Here is a 20,054-nt window from a genome sequence, read left to right as displayed (position 1 = left end):
GGTCCGTCCGTTCTGACCAGGCAAAACACTGAAAACGGGGGAGGCGGTACAAGGCCGCCGAAATTTCGGTCGCGGCAGATGTGACCGCCGGGCCATCATGACGACGTGGTTCACGGACGTGATGGCTGGGCAGGTGTTGCCGCACCGCGCGGGCCGTGACACGGCTCGCAAGGGCCACCGACGAGAGGCAGGAACATGGTCTTCAGCAAGCAAGAGACGGCGGGCGCTCCGACGTGTTGGCGCACGGCCAGGTAACGCGTGTTCCCCGGTTGCGTCGACGCTTGATGTGAGGCTGTTTCCCATGTTCGATCCGGTCATAGCGCCCAGCGGTACGCTGCTCGGCCTGCTGCAGCGGGGTCGCGGCGACGGCACGCTGCACGCGCTCACCGCCCCGCGCCCCGAGGCGCTGGCGGCGCTGAACCACTGCGTACTCCACGACCCCCGCCACGACTGGCAGGTCGAGAACCGCTCCCTCTACTACGCCCGCCTCTACCTCGACCTGGCCGGCGGCCTGGACGCCGTCGAGGCCCACCTCTTCGACCCCGAGGACGTCCTGAACGCCGACGAGTCGCGCACCGGGCTGGCCCTCGCGGTCCTCGGCCATCTCGCGTCCTACGGCAGGACCGACGCGCTCGAACTGCTGCGCCGCTACGCCGCGCACGGCGTCAACTGGGCGTGGGCCCTGGACGAGCTGGCGCTGCGCGACGACGACGCCGGGCTGCGCGCCCTCGCCGCGCCCGTGCTGGCGCGCTTCCCGCGCGATCCCGAGGGCGACGCCGAGCTGGCCGTCGCCGTGCGGGACGCCTTCGAGCCCCGGCCCTGGCGGCTGTGGGCCGACGACCCGCGCGAATCGATCGCCACGCGGGTGCGTGCCGCCCACGAGACGGGCAGCTTCGACCGCTGGCAGCGGCAGATGAACAGCACCGGCCCGCGTCCGGGCTGGAGCGTGCGGGCCGTCTTCGAATGGGCCGAGCAGGGCGTCGAGCGGGGCACCGCGCTCCATGTGCCGGCCGCCCGCTGCCTCACCGCCGTCGCCGGCCCCGAGGACCGGTCCGAGATCGTCGAGGCCGCCCGGTCCGGCACCGAGGGCGCCCGCTGCACCGCCCTGCACTATCTCGCCGACGCCCACGACCCCGAGGCGCTCGACCTGATCGAGGGCGCCGCGGCGACCGGTCCGACGCCGGTCGTGGAGGCCGCCGTCGCCGCCTACGAGCGCATGCGCAGCCTCGCCGCCGTCGACCGGGCCCGCGGTTGGGCGCACCGCCCCGACGCCCTCGGCGCCGCCGCCGGCCGTGTGCTCGCCTGCCGGGGCGCCGCCCAGGACCGCGACCTCGTCCTCGCCGCTCTGCGGGAGGCCGTACGGGGCGAGGGTCCCGACGCGCCGACCCTGTGGACGCTCGTCGACGGCACCGGACGCCTCGGCATCGCCTGTGCCGCCCCCGTCCTGCGCCACATCTACCGCGAGACCGCCTCCTCCCACCTGCGGGGCCGGGCCGCCCGCGCCCTGGCCGCCACCGACCCGTCCTTCGCCGCCGGCTTCGCCATCGAGTGCCTGTGGGACTGCGAGGAGACCACCCGCGAGGTCGCCGCACGCCACGCCGAGACCGGTGACAACCGCGTCGTCGAACGGCTGCGCAGGCTGGCCGCCGATCCGGCCGAGGAGGACGAGGTCCAGACGGCCGTACGCAGCCGCTTCGGACCGGACGCGCCCGCCGTGTGAGACGCCCGGAGAAGGGTGGCGCACGGGGCGGCGCCACCCTCCCGCGTGAACGACGGATGACCCGCGGGCCCGACGCACATGGCCGACGGCCGACCGCCCAGGCCGTACGGGGCAACGCTCATGGGACGTTCCCCGGCCGGAAAGATCGACGTTGACGCGAGCACGTCCAGTCCGGCGACAACACCGGTATGCGTGTCGTCATCGTGACCGAATCCTTTCCCCCCGATGTGAACGGCGTCGCCCACTGCGCGCTCCAGACCGCCCGGCACCTCGTCGACCGCGGCCACTCGTGCGTCGTCGTCGCCCCGGCCACCGCGCCCGGCGGGCCGGCGGACACGTCCGCGCCGTGCCCGGTCGTCAAGGTCCCCTCCCTTCCGCTCCCCGGCTACCCCCAGGTGCGCGTCGCCCTCCCCAGCCGGCGCGTCGCCGCGGCCATCGCCGAACACCGCGCGGACGTCGTCCACCTGGCCAGCCCCTTCGTCCTCGGCGTCCGCGGCATGGCCGCCGCCGCCCGGCTCGGCGTGCCCGCCGTGGCCGTCTACCAGACCGACCTCGGCGGATACGCCCGCACCTACATGGGAGCGGGCGAGGCGGCCGCCTGGCGCCGCATCCGCTCCGTGCACGCCGCCGCCGACCTCACCCTCGCCCCCTCCACCGCCGCCCTGCACGACCTCCGGGCCCACGGCGTGCCCCGGGTCAGCCTGTGGCCGCGCGGGGTGGACACCGACCGCTTCCGGCCGGGCCTGCGGGACGAGGAGCTGCGTCGCCGGCTCGCCCCGAACGGTGAGCTGATCGTCGGCTACGTCGGCCGGCTCGCCCCCGAGAAGCAGGTCGAACTGCTCGCCGGCGCCTGCGCCCTGGAGGGCGTGCGCGTGGTGGTCGTCGGGGACGGGCCCAGCCGCCCCGGTCTGGAGCAGGCGCTGCCCGGCGCCGTCTTCCTGGGCCGCCGCACCGGCGGGGAACTGGCCCGGATCTTCGCCTCCCTGGACGTCTTCGCGCACACCGGTCCCTTCGAGACCTTCTGCCAGACCGTGCAGGAGGCCATGGCCGCCGGCGTGCCCGTCGTCGCCCCCGCGGCGGGCGGACCGCTCGACCTGGTGGACCACGGCCGCACCGGCCTGCTGGTACCGCCGCGCGACGCGGCCGCCGTACGGGACGCGGTGTGGTCGCTGGCCGCGGACCCCGTGCTGCGGGCGGCCTACGGGACGGCGGGCCGGGCGAAGGTCGAGGGCCGCACCTGGGCGGCGGTCGGCGACCGGCTGATCGGCCACTACGGAGACGTGCTCGCGTCGCGGAAGGCGGTGCTGGCGGCATGAACGCACTGCGGATCGTCCGGCTCGCCAACTTCGTCGCCCCCGCCTCGGGCGGCCTGCGCACCGCGCTGCGCGAGCTGGGCAGGGGATACCGGGCGGCAGGACACGACCCCGTCCTCGTCGTTCCCGGCGAGCACGCCGACGACCGGGAGACCGCGCAGGGCCGGGTGATCACCCTGCCCGGCCCGCTGCTGCCCGGCACCGGCGGCTACCGCGTCCTCACCGACAAGCGGCGGGTGAGCACGCTCCTGGAGGACCTCGCCCCCGACCGGCTGGAGGTGTCCGACCGCACCACGCTGCGCTGGACCGGCCGGTGGGCCCGGAGGGCGCGGGTCCCCGCCGTGATGGTCTCCCACGAGACCACCGACGGCGTCCTGCGCACCTGGGGCCTGCCCGAACCCGCCGCGCGGCGCGCCGCCGACGCGCTCAACATCCGCACGGCGCACACGTACGCGCGCGTGGTGTGCACGACCGAGTTCGCCGAGCGGGAGTTCGTCCGCGTCGGGGCCCGCAACGTCGTACGGGCCCCGCTGGGCGTCGACCTCGCCGGACGGCACCCGTCGCTGCGCGACCCCGGTCTGCGGGCACGCTTCGCGCGCGGGGACGAGATCCTTCTCGCGACGTGCTCCCGGCTGTCCGTGGAGAAGCGGCCCGGCACCGCCCTCGACGCCCTCGACGCGCTGCGCCGGCGAGGCGTCCGGGCGGTGCTGGTGGTGGCCGGGGACGGGCCGCTGCGGGGCCGGCTCGAACAACGCGCGCGGGAGCGGGCGCTGCCGGTGGTCTTCCTCGGCCACGTCGCCGACCCGGGCCTGCTCGGCGCACTCCAGGCCTCCGCCGACGTGTGCCTGGCCCCCGGACCGGCCGAGACCTTCGGACTGGCCGCGCTGGAGGCGATGGCCTGCGGCACGCCCGTGGTCGCCAGCGCGTCGTCCGCACTGCCCGAGGTGATCGGCTCAGCCGGTGCCGTCGCCGCCGACCGCGGGGAAGCCTTCGCGGACGCCGTGGAGGCACTGCTGGCCCGCCGGGAAACGGACCGCCGCGCGAGGGCACGCGCGCGTGCGGAGTGCTTCGGCTGGGGCACGGCGGTCGAGGCGTTCCTCGCCGCGCACGACGCGGCCGTGCCGACGCTGCCCGCACTGCCGGAGACGGTGTCATGAGACCGGTCCGCTTCGTGGCCCTCGGCGACTCGCTGACCGAGGGGGTGGGCGATCCGGTGGGGCGCGGCCGGCGGGGCTGGGCCGCGCTCCTCGCCGCCGGGCTCGCCGAGCAGCCCGTCCACTTCACCAACCTCGCCCGCAGCGGGGCGCAGACCGGTGACGTGGCCGAGCGGCAGCTGCCGGCCGGGCTCGCCCTCCGGCCCGACCTCGTGTCCGTCGTCGTCGGCGTCAACGACACCCTGCGCCGCACCTTCGACCTCGGCGCCGTCGCCGCCCGCCTGGACACGGTGTACGCCGCCTGCACCGGGCACGGCGCGCTGCTGCTCACCGCGTGTCTGCCCGACCCGGGGGAGATGCTGGGGCTGCCGGGCCCGCTCGCCCGTCCGCTGGCCCGGCGGCAGCGGGCGGTCAACGACGTGGTGCACGCCCTGTCCGACCGCTACGGGGCCGTGCACCTGCACGCGTGCGAGGGGGAGTGGACGACGGACCGCTCGATGTGGAGCGCGGACCGGCTGCACCCCGGCGAGCGGGGCCACCGCCAGCTGGCCCTGCGCTTCCACGCCCTCCTCGCCGAGCGGGGCGCCGCCACCGGCCCCGCGCCCTCGCCCGACAGCGAGTTCGACGCCCCCGGTAGGGCCGCGAGCCTGTGGTGGTTCGCCACCGCGGGCACCGGCTGGGTGGCCCGTCGCTGCACCGACCTGCTGCCCCAGCTGCTGGCCCTGGCGGCGAGCGAACTGCGCCACCACGCGCGCGGGACGAGCGCCCGGCTGGACCTGCACGCCACCGCCGCGGTCGCCGCCGCCCTCGCGGCCCTGTCTCCGAACGTCCACCCGGAGGCCGAGGCGGAGGCCGCCTGACGGGCCGTCACCGGCGGGCCCTCGGAGGCCGGTCCGCCGCCGGGCTCTCGACCACCGCGGCCCGCGTCAGCGCGCGCCCACCGCCACGAATCGCACCGGCGTCCCCGGCACCGCCTGGGCCGCCGCCGGCAGGTCGGCCGGGCGCACGACGCCGATCACCGGGTAGCCGCCGGTCGTCGGATGGTCGGCCAGGAACACCACCGGGCGGCCGTCCGGCGGCACCTGGACCGCGCCCAGCACCATGCCCTCGCTGGGGAGTTCGCCCGGCCGGGCCCGCTCCAGGGAGGGTCCCTCCATCCGCAGTCCGATGCGGTTGCTCGCCGGCGACACCCGGTACGCGCGCGAGGTGAACGTCCGTACCGCCCCGGGCGTGAACCAGTCGGCGCGCGGGCCCGGCGCCACCCGCAGGACCAGCTCGGCCGGGGGCGCCGGCTGCGGCGCGACGTCCACCCGGGCGCGCCGCCCGCCGGGCCGGCCGAGGGCGAGCACCGCGCCGTCGCAGAGGGGCGGCGGTCCCAGGCCGGACAGCAGGTCGGTGGAGCGGCTGCCGAGGACCTGCTCGACGAGGACGCCACCGGAGACGGCCACGTAGGAGCGGACGCCGGAACCGGCCGGGCCGACGTCGAGCAGCGCGCCCGCCGGCACGCCGACCGGGGCGCCCCAGGACACCGGCCGCCCGTCGACGGTCACCGGGCAGGGCGCGCCGGCGACCGCCACGGTCACCGCGCACCGCGGGCGCAGCGCGCACCCGGTGAGCGTGGTCTCCAGGACGGCCGCCCCCGGCAGGTTGCCGACCAGGCGGTTGACCAGCGCGGCCGCGGGCGCGTCGAGCGCCCCGGACCGGGGGACGCCGAGGTGCGCGTGACCCGGGCGGCCCCGGTCCTGCACGGTGGTCAGGGCACCGGCCCGCACGACGGCGAGCGCACGGTCCGTCATCCGTCCCCCCGGTGCCCCCGGGAGACGAACCGCACGCGCGTGCCGGGCGACAGCAGCGCCGCGGGCACGCGCGTGTGGTCCCACAGCACGGCGTCGGTGGTGCCGATCAACTGCCAGCCGCCCGGCGACGACCGCGGGTACACGCCCGTGTAGGGGCCCGCCAGCGCCACCGAGCCGGCCGGCACGGCCGTGCGCGGTGTGTCCCGGCGCGGCACGTCGTAGCGGGCGGGAAGCCCGGTCAGGTAGCCGAAGCCGGGCGCGAACCCGCAGAAGGCGACCAGGAACTCGGTGTCCGTGTGGACCCGGACCACCTCCCGCGGCGCCACGCCCCAGTGCGCGGCCACGTCGGCCAGGTCCGGGCCGTCGTAGCGGACCGGGATCTCGAGGATCCGCCCCGCGCGCGGGGGAGCCGGAGGCACCTCGGCGGCGGCCAGTTCCGCCGCGACGCGGGCCCGGTCGGCGAGGCCGTCGAGCAGGACGGTGCGCGCCGCCGGGACGATCTCCCGGGCGGCGAGCGCTCCCTCGGTGCGGCGCCGCAGCAGCTCCGCGTGCAGTGCCTCGGCCTCCTCGCCCGAGGCGACCTCGACCAGCAGGGCGTCGTCGCCGACCGGCAGGACGTTCACGCGAACGCCTCCACCCGGACCCCCGACGCCTCCAGCCGCTCCCGCACCCGGCGGGCCAGGTCCACCGCGCCCGGCGTGTCGCCGTGCACGCACAGGGAGCGCGCGCGGACCTCGACGACGGCGCCCGACAGGGCGGTGACCGTGCCGGAGCGGGCCAGCTCCACGGAACGGGCGACGACGGACTCCGGCTCGGCGACCACCGCGCCCTCCTGCCCGCGCGGCACCAGCGTGCCCCGGTCCGTGTACGCCCGGTCGGCGAACGCCTCCGGCACCACCGGGAGCCCGGCGCCCGCCGCGCGCTCCAGGACGCGCGAGCCGGGAAGTCCCAGCACGGGCAGCGCGCCGCCCGCCAGCAGCACGCCGTCGACGACCGCCGCGGCCTGCTCCTCGTCCCGGACCACCCGGTTGTACAGGGCACCGTGCGGTTTGACGTAGGCCACGCGCGTGCCCGCCGCGCGGGCGAAGACCTCCAGGGCGCCGATCTGGTAGGCCACCTCCGCCGCCAGCTCGGCGGGCGGCACGTCCATGGCCCGCCGGCCGAAGCCGGCGAGGTCCCGGTAGGAGACCTGGGCGCCGACCGTCACGCCCCGCTCGGCCGCCAGCTCGCACACCCGCCGCATGGTCGGCGGGTCCCCGGCGTGGAAGCCGCACGCGACGTTGGCGCTGGTGACGATCGAGAGCAGGCCCTCGTCGTCGGTGAGCCGCCAGCGGCCGAAGCCCTCGCCGAGGTCGGCGTTGAGGTCGATCGAGGTCATGACTCCAGTGTCTCCGGTCTCGGGCGCCCGCGGGGGCGCCCGGCGTCAGACGACGCGGTACTGCTCGTCGCGCGCGTCGGTGAGGAACATCTGGCCCGGCGCGTGGGTCAGGGCGAAGGGCGGGCGCGAGGCCATCACGGCCGCCTGCGGAGTGACCCCGCAGGCCCAGAACACCGGGATGTCGTCCGGCCCGGCGTCCACCGGGTCGCCGAAGTCCGGCCGGTCCAGGTCCGCCACACCGAGCGCCGACGGGTCGCCGCAGTGCACGGGGCCGCCGTGCACGGCCGGCAGCAGGCTGGTCTCGTGGATCGCCGCCGACAGGTGCGCGGGCGGCACGGGCCGCATCGACACCACCATCGGACCGTGCAGCCGGCCCGCCGGACGGCACTGGCGCGTGGTGACGTACATCGGGACGTTGCGCCCCTGCTCCACGTGCCGGATCGGGACGCCGGCCGAGGACAGGGCCCACTCGAAGGTGAAGCTGCACCCGATCAGGAACGTCACCAGGTCGTCCCGCCAGTGCGCCCGCACGTCGGTCGGCTCCTCCACCAGCTCGCCGTCCCGCCACACCCGGTAGCGGGGCAGATCGGTGCGCAGGTCCGCGCCGTCGGCGAGCACGGTGGTCCAGGAACCGGCGTCGGTGACGTCGAGCACCGGGCAGGGCTGCGGGTTGCGGGTGCAGAACAGCAGCATGTCGTACGCCCAGTCGGCGGGCACCGAGATCAGGTTGGCCTGGGTGTGGCCGGCCGCGACGCCCGCCGTGGGGCCGGTCAGCCCTTTCCGGAAGCGGGCGCGGGCGGTTCTCGGGCTCCACGCGGGCGCGTGCCGCTCCACGAGGGCGAGCGGCCGGTCCTCGGCCACCGGTCGGGAGTGCGTCATGCCAGTTCCCTTCCGCGCGTCTCCGGCAGCCCCAGCAGGGCGAGGGCCGCGATGCCGTAGCCGATGGCGCCGAAGACCAGCGCGCCGCCCACGCCCCAGCTGTCGGCCAGGAAGCCGACCGTGGTCGGGAAGACGGCGCCCACCGCGCGTCCGGTGTTGTACGTGAAGCCCTGGCCCGCGCCCCGCACCGCCGTCGGATACAGCTCGCTCAGGTAGGAGCCGAAGCCGCTGAAGATGGCCGACATGCAGAAGCCGAGCGGGAAACCGAGCACCAGGAGCAGGGTGTTGGCGCCGTCGGGGATGTTGGCGTACGCCAGGATGCAGACGGCGGACAGCAGGGCGAAGAGCCAGATGTTGCGTTTGCGGCCCAGTACGTCGGTGAGGTAACCGCCGGTCAGGTAGCCGATGAAGGCGCCGGAGATCAGGAAGGTCAGATAGCCGCCGGTGCCGACGACGGACAGGTCCCGCTCGTCCTTGAGATAGGTCGGCACCCAGGTGGCCAGGGTGTAGTAGCCGCCCTGGACGCCGGTGGAGAGCAGGCTCGCGAAGAGCGTGACGCGCAGCAGACCGGGGGCCCCGGCCGTGCCGGGCTTGAAGATCGCCGCGAAGGAGCCCCGGCCGGCGTCCTTCGCACGGGCCTCGGCGGCCCTCGGCGCGTCGTGGACGCTGCGCCGGATCCAGACCACGAGCAGGGCGGGCAGCGCGCCGGTCCAGAACATGACACGCCAGGCCAGGTCGTCGCCCGCGAGTGAGAACACCAGGGTGTACACGACCACCGCCAGCGCCCAGCCCACGGCCCAGGAACTCTGGATCGCGCCGAGGGTGCGGCCCCGGTGCCGGGCGCTCGCGTACTCGGCCACCAGGATCGCGCCGACCGCCCACTCGCCGCCGAAGCCGAGCCCCTGGAGGGCGCGGAAGACCAGCAGCGTCTCGTAGTTGGGGGCGAAGCCGCAGGCCACCGTGAAGACGGCGTAGGTGATCACGGTGAGCAGCAGCGCCTTGACGCGCCCGACGCGGTCGGCCAGCACGCCCGCGAGGGCGCCGCCGATCGCCGAGACGACGAGGGTGACCGTGGTGAGCAGCCCGGTCTGGCCGCTGTCCAGGCCGAAGTACGCGGCCAGCGCCACCATGGTGAGCGGCAGCGTGAAGTAGTCGTACGAGTCGAGGGCGTACCCGCCGAACGCGCCGCCGAAGGCGCGCCGGCCCCTGGGGCCGAGGGCGCGCAGCCAGCCGAACGGGCCTTCTTCCGCGGTGGGTTCGCCCGCGCCGGGCTGCGTGCCGGTGGGCAGGATCCGCGGGGGAGGGGTTGTGCTCATGGGCACCTCGCAGGGGGAGGACGGAGGGTGCGTGCACTTCCTGACACCGTAGGGATCGTTCAACGATCCCTCAATACCCCTGTTGTTTCGTTCTGGTATCTGCGATTGAATTCCGGGCATGGCAGAGCAGTTGACGGGACTGGCCGACGACCGCGCCCTCCTGGGCCGGACCAGCACCGCCGAGCGGGTCTCGGACATCCTCAGGAGCCGGATCGCCGAGGGGTACTTCCCGCCCGGGACCCGGCTGTCGGAGGACAGCATCGGCGGCGCCCTCGGCGTCTCCCGCAACACCCTGCGCGAGTCGTTCCGGCTGCTCACGCACGAGCGCCTGCTCGTCCACGAACTGAACCGGGGCGTCTTCGTCCGGGTCCTGACCGTCGAGGACGTCGAGGACATCTACCGCACCCGCTCCCTCGTCGAGTGCGCGGTCGTACGCGGCCTCGGCGAGCCCCCGTACGCCCTCGACGGCCTCGCCGAGGCCGTCGAGGACGGGCGCCGGTCGGCCCGCGAAGGTGACTGGAAAGGCGTGGGTACGGCCAACATCCACTTCCACCGGGAGCTGGTCGCCCTCGCCGGCAGCGAGCGCACCGACGAGCTGATGCGCAGCGTCTTCGCCGAACTGCGTCTCGCCTTCCACGTGGTGGACGACCCGCGGCGCCTGCACGAGCCGTACATCGCGCGGAACGCGGAGATCCTGGCCGCCCTGGAGGACGGCGGGCGGGAGACGGCGGAGCGACTGCTCGCCGCCTACCTCGACGACTCGCTCGAGCGCGTCGTCGAGGTCTATCTGCGCCGGGTGGGCGACGACGGATAGGCCGGTGCCGGCCCCGCCGGGACGGGGCGCATCTGCGTCGTTCCGGCCCCGCCGGGACGGGCCGCATCTGCGTCGTTTGGGTCGATGTCAGACCGAGGACCTAGTCTGTGCACCGTGACTTCGCCTGCACCGACGGACAGCGTTCCGCCCCAGCTCAGCGCGGGGCCGCGCCCCGCCCCGGGCCCGGCCGCCGACGAGGGGCTGGCACGGCGGCTGCGGGCGCTCGCCTGCACGGCGCCGCTGCACGACCTCGACAACCGCAAGGCCAACCTCGCGGGCGAGTACTCGGTGTACGGGATGGCCGAGGTCGCCCTCGCCGCCATCGACCTCGTCACCCTCAACATGGACTTCGACACCGGCGCCGACCACGACCAGATAGTGGCCAGGCTGATCCCGCGCGTCGCCGCGCAGGCCCCGCGCCGCCCCGCCGGCGAGCACGAGCGGGTGGCCCGCTGGGTCCTGGAGAACCTGATCAACGTCGGCAGCGTCGACCGCGGGTTCCGCGCCGTGTACGGCACGTTCGGACCGGACGGCACCTACGTGCGCCGCGACTACGACTTCAAGCTCCTGGAGGAGGTCCCCGGCCCCGGCGGCACCGTGTACCTGCGCACCACGGACGAGGCGGTCAACGTCCTGGTCGGCGCCCTGGACACCGATGTCACCAGCGCCCAGATCGCCGCCGAGGTCAAGCTGGAGGTGCTGATCAGCCGGGGCCGCCTCGCCGACGCCCAGCTCGCCGCCGAGCAGGCCAGGTACCGGACCGTGCAGTACTCCGAGACCCTGCGCCGCGCCCTGGACGCCACCCGGCGCAACGTCCGGGCGGTGGACTGGCTGAGCGCCGTCCCCGACATGATCGCCGAGGCCCTCGACCACGTCGCCGACCGCTACCGGCACGAGAACGCGATCCTCACCAACATCCGCAAGGCCCGCGACGAGACCGAGGACCCCGAGCACAAGCGCCGCGCGGCCGAGCTGGTCGACATCGTCAAGGACTGCATCCGCCGCCACACCCAGCTCCAGTCCCGCCTCCTGGAGGCCGGCCCCCTCTTCCGCGCCGAGCAGGACCGGCAGGCCTTCGCCACCCCCCTGACCACCTCCGGCCTCGATCTGTACGGCCATCTGGTCGCCCCCGTCCTGCCGTTGCCCCTGGAGCGGGCGCTGCGCGTCACCGACGCCTTCTTCGCCCGCGGCACCGGGCTGCGCACGCCCGTCTCGGTCCGGGTCGGCGACCTCGTCGACCTACTGCTGACCCCGCCGGTGGAGCGGGAGCACCTGGGCGCCGAGATGCCGGAACCCGACCTGATCGCCACCCCGGACGACAGCCGCTTCAGCGAGGAGCAGCTCGCGGCCGCGACGGAGCTGCTCGACCTCCCGCACGACGCCCCGCGCCGGCTCTCGGGGCTGCTGGCCGACGCCCGCGCCCAGGACCCCGAACTGCCCTACCTGGTCGCCCTGCTGGCCGTCCACGCGGCCAGCCCGCCGGTCGGCACCGCCTACCGGCAGGGCGAACCCAAGCTGCTGTTCGCCGTGGACGACGGCACCGAGCTGGACGACCACGAGTTCGGCGGCGCCGACCTCATCGTCGGCACCGCGCTGCTGGACGCGGCGGGCATGGCCGCGGCCCGGACGGAGGCGGCGTGACCGTCCCCCACCGCCACCGCCACCGCCACCGCCACCGCCACGCCGGGCGACCGCACGGCGGCGGCCGCCAGAACCACGTGGGGCACCCCGGCGGCGACCGGCGTCAGGACCACGCCGGGCGTGCGCACCGCGCCCGGCGACCGCACAGCAAGGAGTACCGACCGTGACCGAGCACGTCGACCGGAGCGAACCGGAGGCGGGTGCCGCGCCCGCCACCGCGGCCGTCACGCCCGCCGACGCCGCGGACGCGGCGCGGCTCGTCGCCTTCGGCCTCCAGCCCAAGCTGCTGCCCGCCCGCGACCAGGAGTACGCCGACCTGCTGCGCCGGTACCGCGAGGACCCGCCCTTCGCGCGCCTCGCCGACGCCGTCGCGGCCGGACTCGGACTGGTCGTCCTGGAGGTGTCCCCCCGCGCGGGGATGGCCGTCACCGCCGCAGAGGACTCGGTCTTCGCCGTCCGCATGGGCGACTACGCGCGCCGCGCCGCCACCGATTCCGGCGACCGCTTCCTGCACGGCCTCGCCCACCTCGCCGTCGCCGCCATGGCCTACCCGCGCCCCGAGGACCTCGCCGACGACGGCTACATCGGCCGCGTCACGGTCAACGGAGTGGACGCCTTCGTCCGCCAGGCCTGCCGCCGCCTGGAGGAGCGCGCCGACGAGCAGGGCGAGAACACCGACCCCGCCACCGACGCCCCCGGTCTGGAGGCCGCCTGGCGGATCTGGGCCAGACGCAGCGCGACCGGCGCCACCAAGGACGCCCGCAGGCTCCCCGGCTCCACCACCGGCATCGTCGGCAAGGCCGCCGCCTTCCTCACCGAGTCCGGCTTCCTCCAGCGCACCGGCGACGACGGCGGCGGCACCTACCGCACCACCGCGCGCTACCAGCTCCAGGTGCGCGACATGGCGGGCGGCGCCGCGATGGCCGAGCTGCTGGAGCTAGGGGTCGTCCCGGTCACCGACGGCACGGCGACGCTGCTGCCCGCCGACGAGACGGAGGACCTGGAACTGGTGGCCGACGCCGGACTGCCGTTCCACTCGCCCTGACCCGCGCACCGCGTCCACCACCGGGCTCACCACCGCGCCCGCCTCCCCGACTTCCCGAAGACTTACGAGAGTCCGCCATGTACGAGCTGTCCCGGGTCCGCCTCTACTCCATCGGACCCGCCGGTGCCCGCTACGCCGACACCGTGCTTGACCTGCGCGGCGTGGGCGAGCCCGTGCCCGACCCCGCGCCCACGCAGGCGGAGTTCTTCGCGGAGGAGCCGGTCGGCCCGCCGCGTCGGCCCGCACCCGCGGGCGTGCTCTTCCTGGAGAACGGCGGCGGCAAGTCCGTCCTGCTCAAACTGATCTTCTCGGTGATGCTGCCGGGCCACCGCAACACCCTGGGCGGCGCCAGCTCCGGCGTGCTGCGCAAGTTCCTGCTCGCCGACGACTGCGGACACGTCGCGCTGGAGTGGCAGCACGTCCAGAGCGGCGAGTGCGTCGTCGTCGGCAAGGCCAGCGAGTGGCGCGGCCGCCAGGTCTCCAACGACCCCCGCAAGTTCGCCGAGGCCTGGTACTCCTTCCGCCCCGGCCCCGGACTGACCCTCGACAACCTGCCCGTCGCCGAGGCCACCGCCGTACGCCCGCGCGGGGAGGGCGTCTCCGGTGCCCAGGGCCGCCGGCGCACCATGAAGGGCTTCCGGGACGCGCTCACCGAGTCCGCGAAGGCCTACCCGCACCTGGAGGTGCACTGGGAGGAGATCCACGACCGCTGGATCGAGCACCTCGGCGATCTCGGCCTGGACCCCGAACTCTTCCGCTACCAGCGCGAGATGAACGCCGACGAGGGCGAGGCCGCCGGCCTCTTCGCCGTCAAGAAGGACGCCGACTTCACCGACCTGCTGCTGCGCGCGGTCACCGACACCCGCGACACCGACGGACTCGCCGACCTGGTGAGCGGCTTCGGCAACAAGCTGGGCCGGCGCGCCGAGCTGATCGCCGAACGCGACTTCACGGCCGGGTCCGTCGACCTCCTCGGCCGGATCGTCGACGCCGCCGAGGTCCGCGGCCGCGCGCGCGACATCCACACCGCGGCCGAGCGCCGCACCCGGACCCTCGCCCGGCGGCTCACCGCGCGCGGCGCCCGGGAGCGCGTCAGGACCTCGGACCTCGCCCAGCGGGTCACCGCCGCCGCCCGCGCCGTCACCCACGCCGAGTCGGCCCGCGACCGCAGCTCCCTCATCGCCGCCGAACTCGCCTACCGGCACGCCTCCCTGGCCCTGACCGGCGCCGAGAAGTCCGCCGCCGCCCAGAAACGCGAACTCGCCGACGCCCGCACCCTGCACTCCGCCTGGCAGGCCGCCGAGGCCGTACTGCGCCACCGCGCCGCCGCCGACCGCGTCGCCCGGGTCTCCGCCGCCATCCAGGAGGCCGAGCGGGACGCGGCACCCGCCCTCGCCGCCCGCGCCAAGGCCGCCGTCGACCTCGTCCGCGCCCTGCACGCCGCGGCCGGCCGGGCCGAGGGCCACGCCAACGAGGAGGAGGAGCGGTCCGCCGCCCTCCAGGAGGTCGGCGAGGCGGCCCACCGCGACTCCACCACCGCCGCCACCGAGGCGCAGCGCGCCCGCAGCGAGGCCGGGCACCTGCGCCAGCGCCTCACCGAGGTCGAGCAGGAGACCGCCGAGGCGGTCCGCGCCGGCTGGCTCGACGACAGCGCCCCCGACGCCGACCCCGCCCGCGCGGCGCTCGCCGCCAGCGACGCGGAGAAGAGCACCGTCGCCGCCTGGGACACCGCCCGGGAGACGGCACGCCGGGCCACCGAGCACGCGCGCGAGGCGGCGTCCGCCGAGAGCCGCGCCGAACTGACCGCCGCCCGCGCCGCCGACGCGGCCACCGCCGCCGAACGCGCCCACGAGGCCGAGCGCCGCACCGCCGGTTCACTCGCCGCCGAGGACCGCCTCGCCGAACTCCTCGGCCTCGCCGCCGACGCCCGCCCCGGCATTCCGCAGCCCCGCCAGGACGAGGACCACGACTCCGCGCCCGTCCGGGCCGACGGCACCCTCACGGCCCAGGAGCTCGACCGCTTCGCCGACGAGCTGCGCGAGCTGCTCGACGACACCGTCTCCTCCGCCGAACGCCAGCTGTTCGACCTGCGCACCGCCGCCGCCGACGACTCCCGCATCCTCGGCGCCCTCGGCGACGGCGGACTGCTGCCCCCGGGTCCGGACGTGCTGGCCACCGTGGAGTTCCTCGGCGAACACGGCATCCCCGCCCTGCCCGGCTGGCGCTACCTCGCACAGGCCGTCGACCCCGCCGACCACGCGCGCGTGCTGGCCGCCCGGCCCGAGCTGGTCGACGGCGTCATCATCACCGATCCCGACTCGCACACCCGCGCGCGCGAGGCCCTCGGCGAGGCCGCCCTGCTCCCGCGCTCCGCCGTCGCCGTCGGCACCGCCGCCGCCCTGCTCGCCCCCGCCCCGGCCGTCGGATCCGACACCGGCGACGTCTTCCTCGTACCGCCGAACCCGGCGATGCACGACGAACACGCCGCCGACGAGGAACGGCACGCCCTGCGCGCGCGGGCCACGCGGCGGGACGAGGAGATCCGCACCCTCGCCGCGCGGCTCGGCAAGGACCGCGAGCTGGCCGCCCGCCTCGCCTCCTGGCGCACCGGCTGCCCCGCGGGCCGCCTCGGCGAGCTGGCGCGGACGGCCGAGGAGGCGCGCGCCTTCGCCGAGGAGGCCGAGGCCGAGCTGGCCGAGGCGCGCACCGCGCGCACCGAGGCGGACGAGGCCGCCGCGGAGGCCGTGCACCTGCGGGACGAGCGGCAGGAGGCCGCGCAGAAGGCGCGCCGCGCCGCCGACGCCCTCGCCGGACTCGCCTTCCGCCTGCGCGAGCGGGCCGGCTGGCAGGTCCGCCTGCGGGAACTGGCCGACGAGGGCGCCGAGGCCGAGGCCCGCGCCCAGGCCAACCTTGATCGGGCCCGCGCCGCCGACGAGGACCGCCGCGCCGCCCAGCGCGCCGCCGACGACGCCCGCCGCACCGCCCGCGCGCTGCGCGCCGAACGCGCCGAGATCGCCGGCGCCCCCGACGACGTGCCCGAGGACGGGCCGGAGGCGTCCAAGGCGTCCCTGCCCGACCTGCGCGAGGCCTACCGGGCCGCGTCCCAGGTGTACGAGAAGGTCGGCGTCGGCGCCGACCTGCGGGCCGAACAGGCCCGCGCCGAGAGCGACGAGAGCGCAGCGCGCGGCGAGCTGGACCGGCTCAGCAACAAGGTCCGCACCCGCGCCGCACAGCTCCTGGAGTCGCCCGACGGCTCCGACGGGCCCTCCCGGCAGGCGGCCGCCGCCCGCGCCGAGGAACTGGTCCAGCTCCTGGAGACCCGCATGTCCCACGCGAGCGAACAGCTCGGCCGGCTGCGCGGCGAGGCCGAACGGCACGCCCCCGAGGAGGGCGACGCCCACACCGAGCTGCCCGGGGACCTCCTCCCGCGCGACGCCGACCACGCACAGACCCTGCTGCGCACCGCCACCGGCGAACTCGCCTCCCACAGCGAGGCACTCGCCGGCGCCCGGGACGCGCACGCCGAACTCCTCGACGCGCACCGCGCCGCCGAGGACGCCGCCGGCGGCTTCGACGAGACCGCCGCCATGCTCCGCGACCTGCTGCGCGAGCACGCCCCCGACGAGGAGCAGGAGGAGCCCGAGCCCTACCCGGGAGATCTGGACGAGGCCCGCCGCTCGGCAGGCGAGGCCCGCCGCTCGCTGCGCGGCTGCGCCGCCGACCTGTCCGCGGCGGAGTCCGGGGTCCGCGAGGCGAGCGACGTACTGGTCCGGCACGCCAACTCCACCCGCTACGAGCAGGTCCGCACCCCCGCGCGGCAGCAGATCCGCGAGCTGCCGGCCGCCGCGCTGCCCGAGCACGCGGCCAAGTGGGCCGACGCCTTCGCGCCCCGGCTGCGCGTCCTCACCGACGAACTGGCGCAGCTGGAGCGCAACCGCGACTCGATCGTGGACCGGCTGCGCGGCCTGGTCGAGTCGGCCCTCGCCACCCTCCGCTCCGCCCAGCGGCTCTCCCGGCTGCCGGAAGGGCTCGGGGAGTGGTCGGGGCAGGAGTTCCTGCGCATCCGCTTCGAGGAACCCGACCAGGCCACCCTCACCGAACGGCTCGGAGAGGTGGTCGACGAGGCCACCCGGGCCGCCGTGAAGAAGAACTCCGACCTGCGCCGCGACGGCATGTCCCTGCTGCTGCGGGGCGTCGCCGCCGCCCTGGCGCCCAAGGGCGTCGCCGTCGAGATCCTCAAGCCCGACGCCGTGCTGCGCGCCGAGCGCGTCCCGGTCGGGCAGATGGGCGACGTCTTCTCCGGCGGCCAGCTGCTCACCGCGGCCATCGCCCTGTACTGCACGATGGCCGCGCTGCGCAGCAACGACCGGGGCCGCGACCGGCACCGCCACGCCGGCACCCTGTTCCTCGACAATCCCATCGGGCGGGCCAACGCCACCTACCTGCTGGAGCTCCAGCGCGCCGTGTCCGACGCCCTCGGCGTCCAGCTGCTGTACACCACCGGGCTGTTCGACACGACCGCCCTCGCCGAGTTCCCGCTGGTCATCAGGTTGCGCAACGACGCCGACCTCAGGGCGGGCCTGAAGTACATCAGCGTCGAGGAGCACCTGCGGCCCGGCCTGCCGCAGCCGGTCCCGGCCGCCGAGGGGGAGGGGGAGGCGGTGCACAGCGAGATCACGGCGACCCGGATGTTCAAGCGCCCCGCGCCGTCAGCCTCCTAGCCGTTCCAGCAGCCACGTGTGGAAGAGCCCGATGTGGTGCTCGGTCGGCACCAGCACGCCGCCGTCGCGGTAGGCGCGGGACGACATCGCCGGCTGGGTCCGCTCGCACGCCTCGAAGTCCTGCGTGTTGACCCGGTGGAACAGCTCCACCGACCGGGACAGGTCCGCCCCCGACGCCACCACGTCGGGGGCGTACAGCCAGTCGCACTCGACGACCGTGCGGTCCTCGGCGAGCGGGAACATGCGGTGCAGGATCACGTGGTCCGGCACGAGGTTGACGAAGACCGTCGGCCGGACGGTGACGGCGTAGTAGCGGCGGTCCTGGCTCTCCGCGACCTCGGGCAGCCGGCCGAAGCCCTCGCCGCCGTCGACCGTGAAGCCCTTGACGTCCTCGCCGAACTCGGCGCCGTGGCCCACGTAGTACTGCGCGGCGTAACCCTCGGCGAACTCGGGCAGCACGTCGGTGAGTTCGGGATGGATGGTGGCGCAGTGGTAGCACTCCATGAAGTTCTCGACGATCAGCTTCCAGTTGGCCCGCACGTCGTACCGCACGCGCCGGCCGAGCGCCAGCCGTTCCGTGCCGTAGCGTTCGACGGCCGCCGGGTCGCCGAGCCGTTCGACGACGGCGCCGCGCACCGTCTCCTCGAAGGAGGGCGGCTCGTCGGCGAGGCACACCCAGGCGTAGCCGAGCCATTGCCGCAGGGCGACCTCGTGCAGTCCGTACGAGACGCGGTCGACGTCCGGCATGCCGGTGAGACCGGGCGCGGCGACCAGCCGGCCGTCCAGGTCGTACGTCCACGCGTGGTACGGGCACTGGAGGTTGCGGCGCACCTCGCCCGACTCCTGGAGGCACAGCCGGGCCCCGCGGTGCCGGCAGATGTTGAGGAAGGCCCGCAGCGCCCCCGACCGGGTCCGGGTGACGACGACGCTCTCGCCGCCGACCTGCACCGTGCGGAAGGCACCCGGCCGTTCCAGGTCGGCGCAGCGCACGGCGCAGAACCAGAGCGATTCGAAGACCTCCCGCTGCTCCCGGCGGAAGATCTCCGGGTCGGTGTAGTACCGGCCCGGCAGGGTCGCGATGAGGCTGGGGGACAGGGGGGTCGTCGTCACGTGCTGGCTCCTAGGGCGGGCGCGGCGGTGAGGCGAGCGGGATCGAAGAGGCCGATGGGATGCGCGGTGGAGCCGGTCAGGGCCAGGTCGGCGAGAATCTCGCCGACGACGGGCACGAACTTGAAGCCGTGTCCGGAGAACCCGCAGGCCACCGTGACCGATCCGGGGTGTGCGGGATGGCGGGCGATGACGAAGTGCTCGTCGGCCGTGGTGGTGTACATGCAGGTGGCCGCCTTGAGGAAGGTGCCGGGCAGGTCGGGCAGCCGGCCGGACATGTGGTCCGCCATGGCCGCGACCTCGTGGTCGTGCACGGTCCGGTCGATGGAGTCCGGGGTGGTCACCTCCCCCTTGCGGAAGAAGGCGACCTTGGCGCCGTGGTCCGGGCCGTCGATGGCGGGGAAGCCGTAGACCTGGACGCCGTCCGCGTCCTCCCAGACGTAGATCGGGTGGTGGGCCGGGAGGAAGGGGCCGACGCCGCCGCGAGGCTGGAACCAGTACATGACCTGCCGCTCCACGGTGAACGGCACCCCGAGGTCGGCGAGCAGCCGGGGCGCCCAGGCGCCGGGGCAGATCACCAGCCGGCCGGCGGTGTAGGTGTCCTCCGCGGTGTGGACGCGCACGCCGTCCCGGTACGGCTCCCAGCGCGTCACCGGCTCCTCGAAGTGCAGGTCGGCGCCCTGCCGGGTGGCGAGCTGGAGATGCGCGGCGACCGTGTTCTCGGGGCGCAGCAGCCCGGCCTTGGCCTCGTACAGGGCGACCTCGTCGGCGCGCGGGGCGAGCGTCGGGAACCGGCGGCGGATCTCCCGCGCGTCCAGCACCTCGTGCGGCAGGTCCCACTCGCGGGCCGACCGCAGGGAGCCGGATACGGTCCGGGAGTCGGGGCGGCCCACCATCACGCCCCCGCACAGCAGGGCGATGTCGCGGCCGGAGGCCCGCTCCAGGTCCGCGTACAGCTCGTAGGCGCGCAGCAGCAGGGGGACGTACGCCGGGTCCTCGAAGTAGGACTGGCGGGTGATGCGCGAACCGCCGTGGCTGGAGCCCCGGTTGTGCACGGGGCCGAACCGCTCCAGGCCCAGCACGCGGGCGCCGCGCGCGGACAGGTGGTGGGCGGCGGCGCCGCCCATGCCGCCGAGTCCGATGACGATCACGTCGTAGGTGGGGGACAAG

At 75.6% G+C, this 20,054-nt stretch carries 15 protein-coding genes; 8 read left to right on the top strand and 7 right to left on the bottom strand.

The window, feature by feature from the left end; translation table 11 throughout:
• The first annotated feature begins 301 nt into the window (after window positions 1–301).
• From IE108_RS20445 to IE108_RS20430, 4 genes are all read left to right on the top strand, one after another.
• Complete coding sequence (locus IE108_RS20445) at window positions 302–1,720, top strand: hypothetical protein (RefSeq protein WP_064726849.1); 1,419 nt, start codon at window positions 302–304, stop codon at window positions 1,718–1,720.
• 188 nt (window positions 1,721–1,908) lie between these two features.
• Window positions 1,909–3,036 carry a glycosyltransferase family 4 protein gene (locus tag IE108_RS20440; protein WP_064726848.1) on the top strand — a complete coding sequence of 376 codons (1,128 nt, stop codon included), beginning with the start codon at window positions 1,909–1,911 and terminating at the stop codon, window positions 3,034–3,036.
• Window positions 3,033–4,190, top strand: a complete 1,158-nt coding sequence (locus tag IE108_RS20435) for a glycosyltransferase (RefSeq protein WP_064726847.1) — start codon at window positions 3,033–3,035, stop codon at window positions 4,188–4,190. The genes IE108_RS20440 and IE108_RS20435 overlap by 4 nt, the downstream gene beginning before the upstream one ends.
• Entirely contained in the window at window positions 4,187–5,047 is an 861-nt protein-coding gene (locus tag IE108_RS20430) for an SGNH/GDSL hydrolase family protein (RefSeq protein ID WP_064726846.1), read from the top strand. The genes IE108_RS20435 and IE108_RS20430 overlap by 4 nt, the downstream gene beginning before the upstream one ends.
• 66 nt (window positions 5,048–5,113) lie before the next feature.
• Here IE108_RS20430 and IE108_RS20425 read toward each other — a convergent pair whose 3' ends face one another.
• The 5 genes from IE108_RS20425 to IE108_RS20405 are packed head-to-tail and all read right to left on the bottom strand — an operon-like array spanning window position 5,114 to window position 9,556.
• A complete protein-coding gene (locus IE108_RS20425) occupies window positions 5,114–5,983 on the bottom strand; it encodes a 5-oxoprolinase subunit C family protein (RefSeq protein WP_064726845.1) in 870 nt (289 codons plus the stop codon).
• The gene (gene pxpB / locus IE108_RS20420; RefSeq protein WP_064726844.1) at window positions 5,980–6,606 is read right to left on the bottom strand and encodes a 5-oxoprolinase subunit PxpB; all 627 of its coding nucleotides are present in this window, start codon (window positions 6,604–6,606) and stop codon (window positions 5,980–5,982) included. Before pxpB ends, IE108_RS20425 begins: the two co-directional genes overlap by 4 nt.
• Window positions 6,603–7,361 carry a LamB/YcsF family protein gene (locus tag IE108_RS20415; RefSeq protein WP_064726843.1) on the bottom strand — a complete coding sequence of 253 codons (759 nt, stop codon included), beginning with the start codon at window positions 7,359–7,361 and terminating at the stop codon, window positions 6,603–6,605. The genes pxpB and IE108_RS20415 overlap by 4 nt, the downstream gene beginning before the upstream one ends.
• 45 nt (window positions 7,362–7,406) lie before the next feature.
• Window positions 7,407–8,240 (bottom strand): putative hydro-lyase, encoded by an 834-nt coding sequence (locus IE108_RS20410; protein WP_064726842.1) that lies wholly within the window; start codon window positions 8,238–8,240, stop codon window positions 7,407–7,409.
• Window positions 8,237–9,556, bottom strand: a complete 1,320-nt coding sequence (locus IE108_RS20405; protein ID WP_064726841.1) for an MFS transporter — start codon at window positions 9,554–9,556, stop codon at window positions 8,237–8,239. Before IE108_RS20405 ends, IE108_RS20410 begins: the two co-directional genes overlap by 4 nt.
• A 118-nt stretch (window positions 9,557–9,674) precedes the next feature.
• On the opposite strand from IE108_RS20405, the gene IE108_RS20400 reads away from it, so the two are divergent.
• The 4 genes from IE108_RS20400 to IE108_RS20385 all read left to right on the top strand — a co-directional run bounded on the left by IE108_RS20400 (window position 9,675) and on the right by IE108_RS20385 (window position 17,777).
• Entirely contained in the window at window positions 9,675–10,370 is a 696-nt protein-coding gene (locus IE108_RS20400; protein WP_064726840.1) for a GntR family transcriptional regulator, read from the top strand.
• Window positions 10,371–10,484: 114 nt separating this feature from the next.
• The gene (locus IE108_RS20395; protein WP_189397718.1) at window positions 10,485–12,011 is read left to right on the top strand and encodes a hypothetical protein; all 1,527 of its coding nucleotides are present in this window, start codon (window positions 10,485–10,487) and stop codon (window positions 12,009–12,011) included.
• Window positions 12,012–12,174: 163 nt separating this feature from the next.
• Window positions 12,175–13,056, top strand: a complete 882-nt coding sequence (locus IE108_RS20390) for a hypothetical protein (RefSeq protein ID WP_064726838.1) — start codon at window positions 12,175–12,177, stop codon at window positions 13,054–13,056.
• Window positions 13,057–13,133: 77 nt separating this feature from the next.
• Window positions 13,134–17,777, top strand: coding sequence for a coiled-coil domain-containing protein (locus tag IE108_RS20385; RefSeq protein WP_064726837.1), 4,644 nt, complete (start codon window positions 13,134–13,136; stop codon window positions 17,775–17,777).
• On the opposite strand, the gene IE108_RS20380 is transcribed toward IE108_RS20385, so the two are convergent.
• Window positions 17,766–18,887, bottom strand: coding sequence for an aromatic ring-hydroxylating oxygenase subunit alpha (locus IE108_RS20380; protein WP_064726836.1), 1,122 nt, complete (start codon window positions 18,885–18,887; stop codon window positions 17,766–17,768). The two genes, IE108_RS20385 and IE108_RS20380, sit on opposite strands and share 12 nt — an antisense overlap.
• A complete protein-coding gene (gene solA / locus IE108_RS20375) occupies window positions 18,884–20,053 on the bottom strand; it encodes an N-methyl-L-tryptophan oxidase (protein ID WP_064726835.1) in 1,170 nt (389 codons plus the stop codon). Before solA ends, IE108_RS20380 begins: the two co-directional genes overlap by 4 nt.
• Window position 20,054 lies beyond the last annotated feature (1 nt).

Source organism: Streptomyces parvulus, from assembly GCF_014648855.1.
In the GTDB taxonomy this organism is placed as follows: domain Bacteria; phylum Actinomycetota; class Actinomycetes; order Streptomycetales; family Streptomycetaceae; genus Streptomyces; species Streptomyces parvulus.
This window is presented reverse-complemented; position numbering and strand designations above follow the sequence as displayed.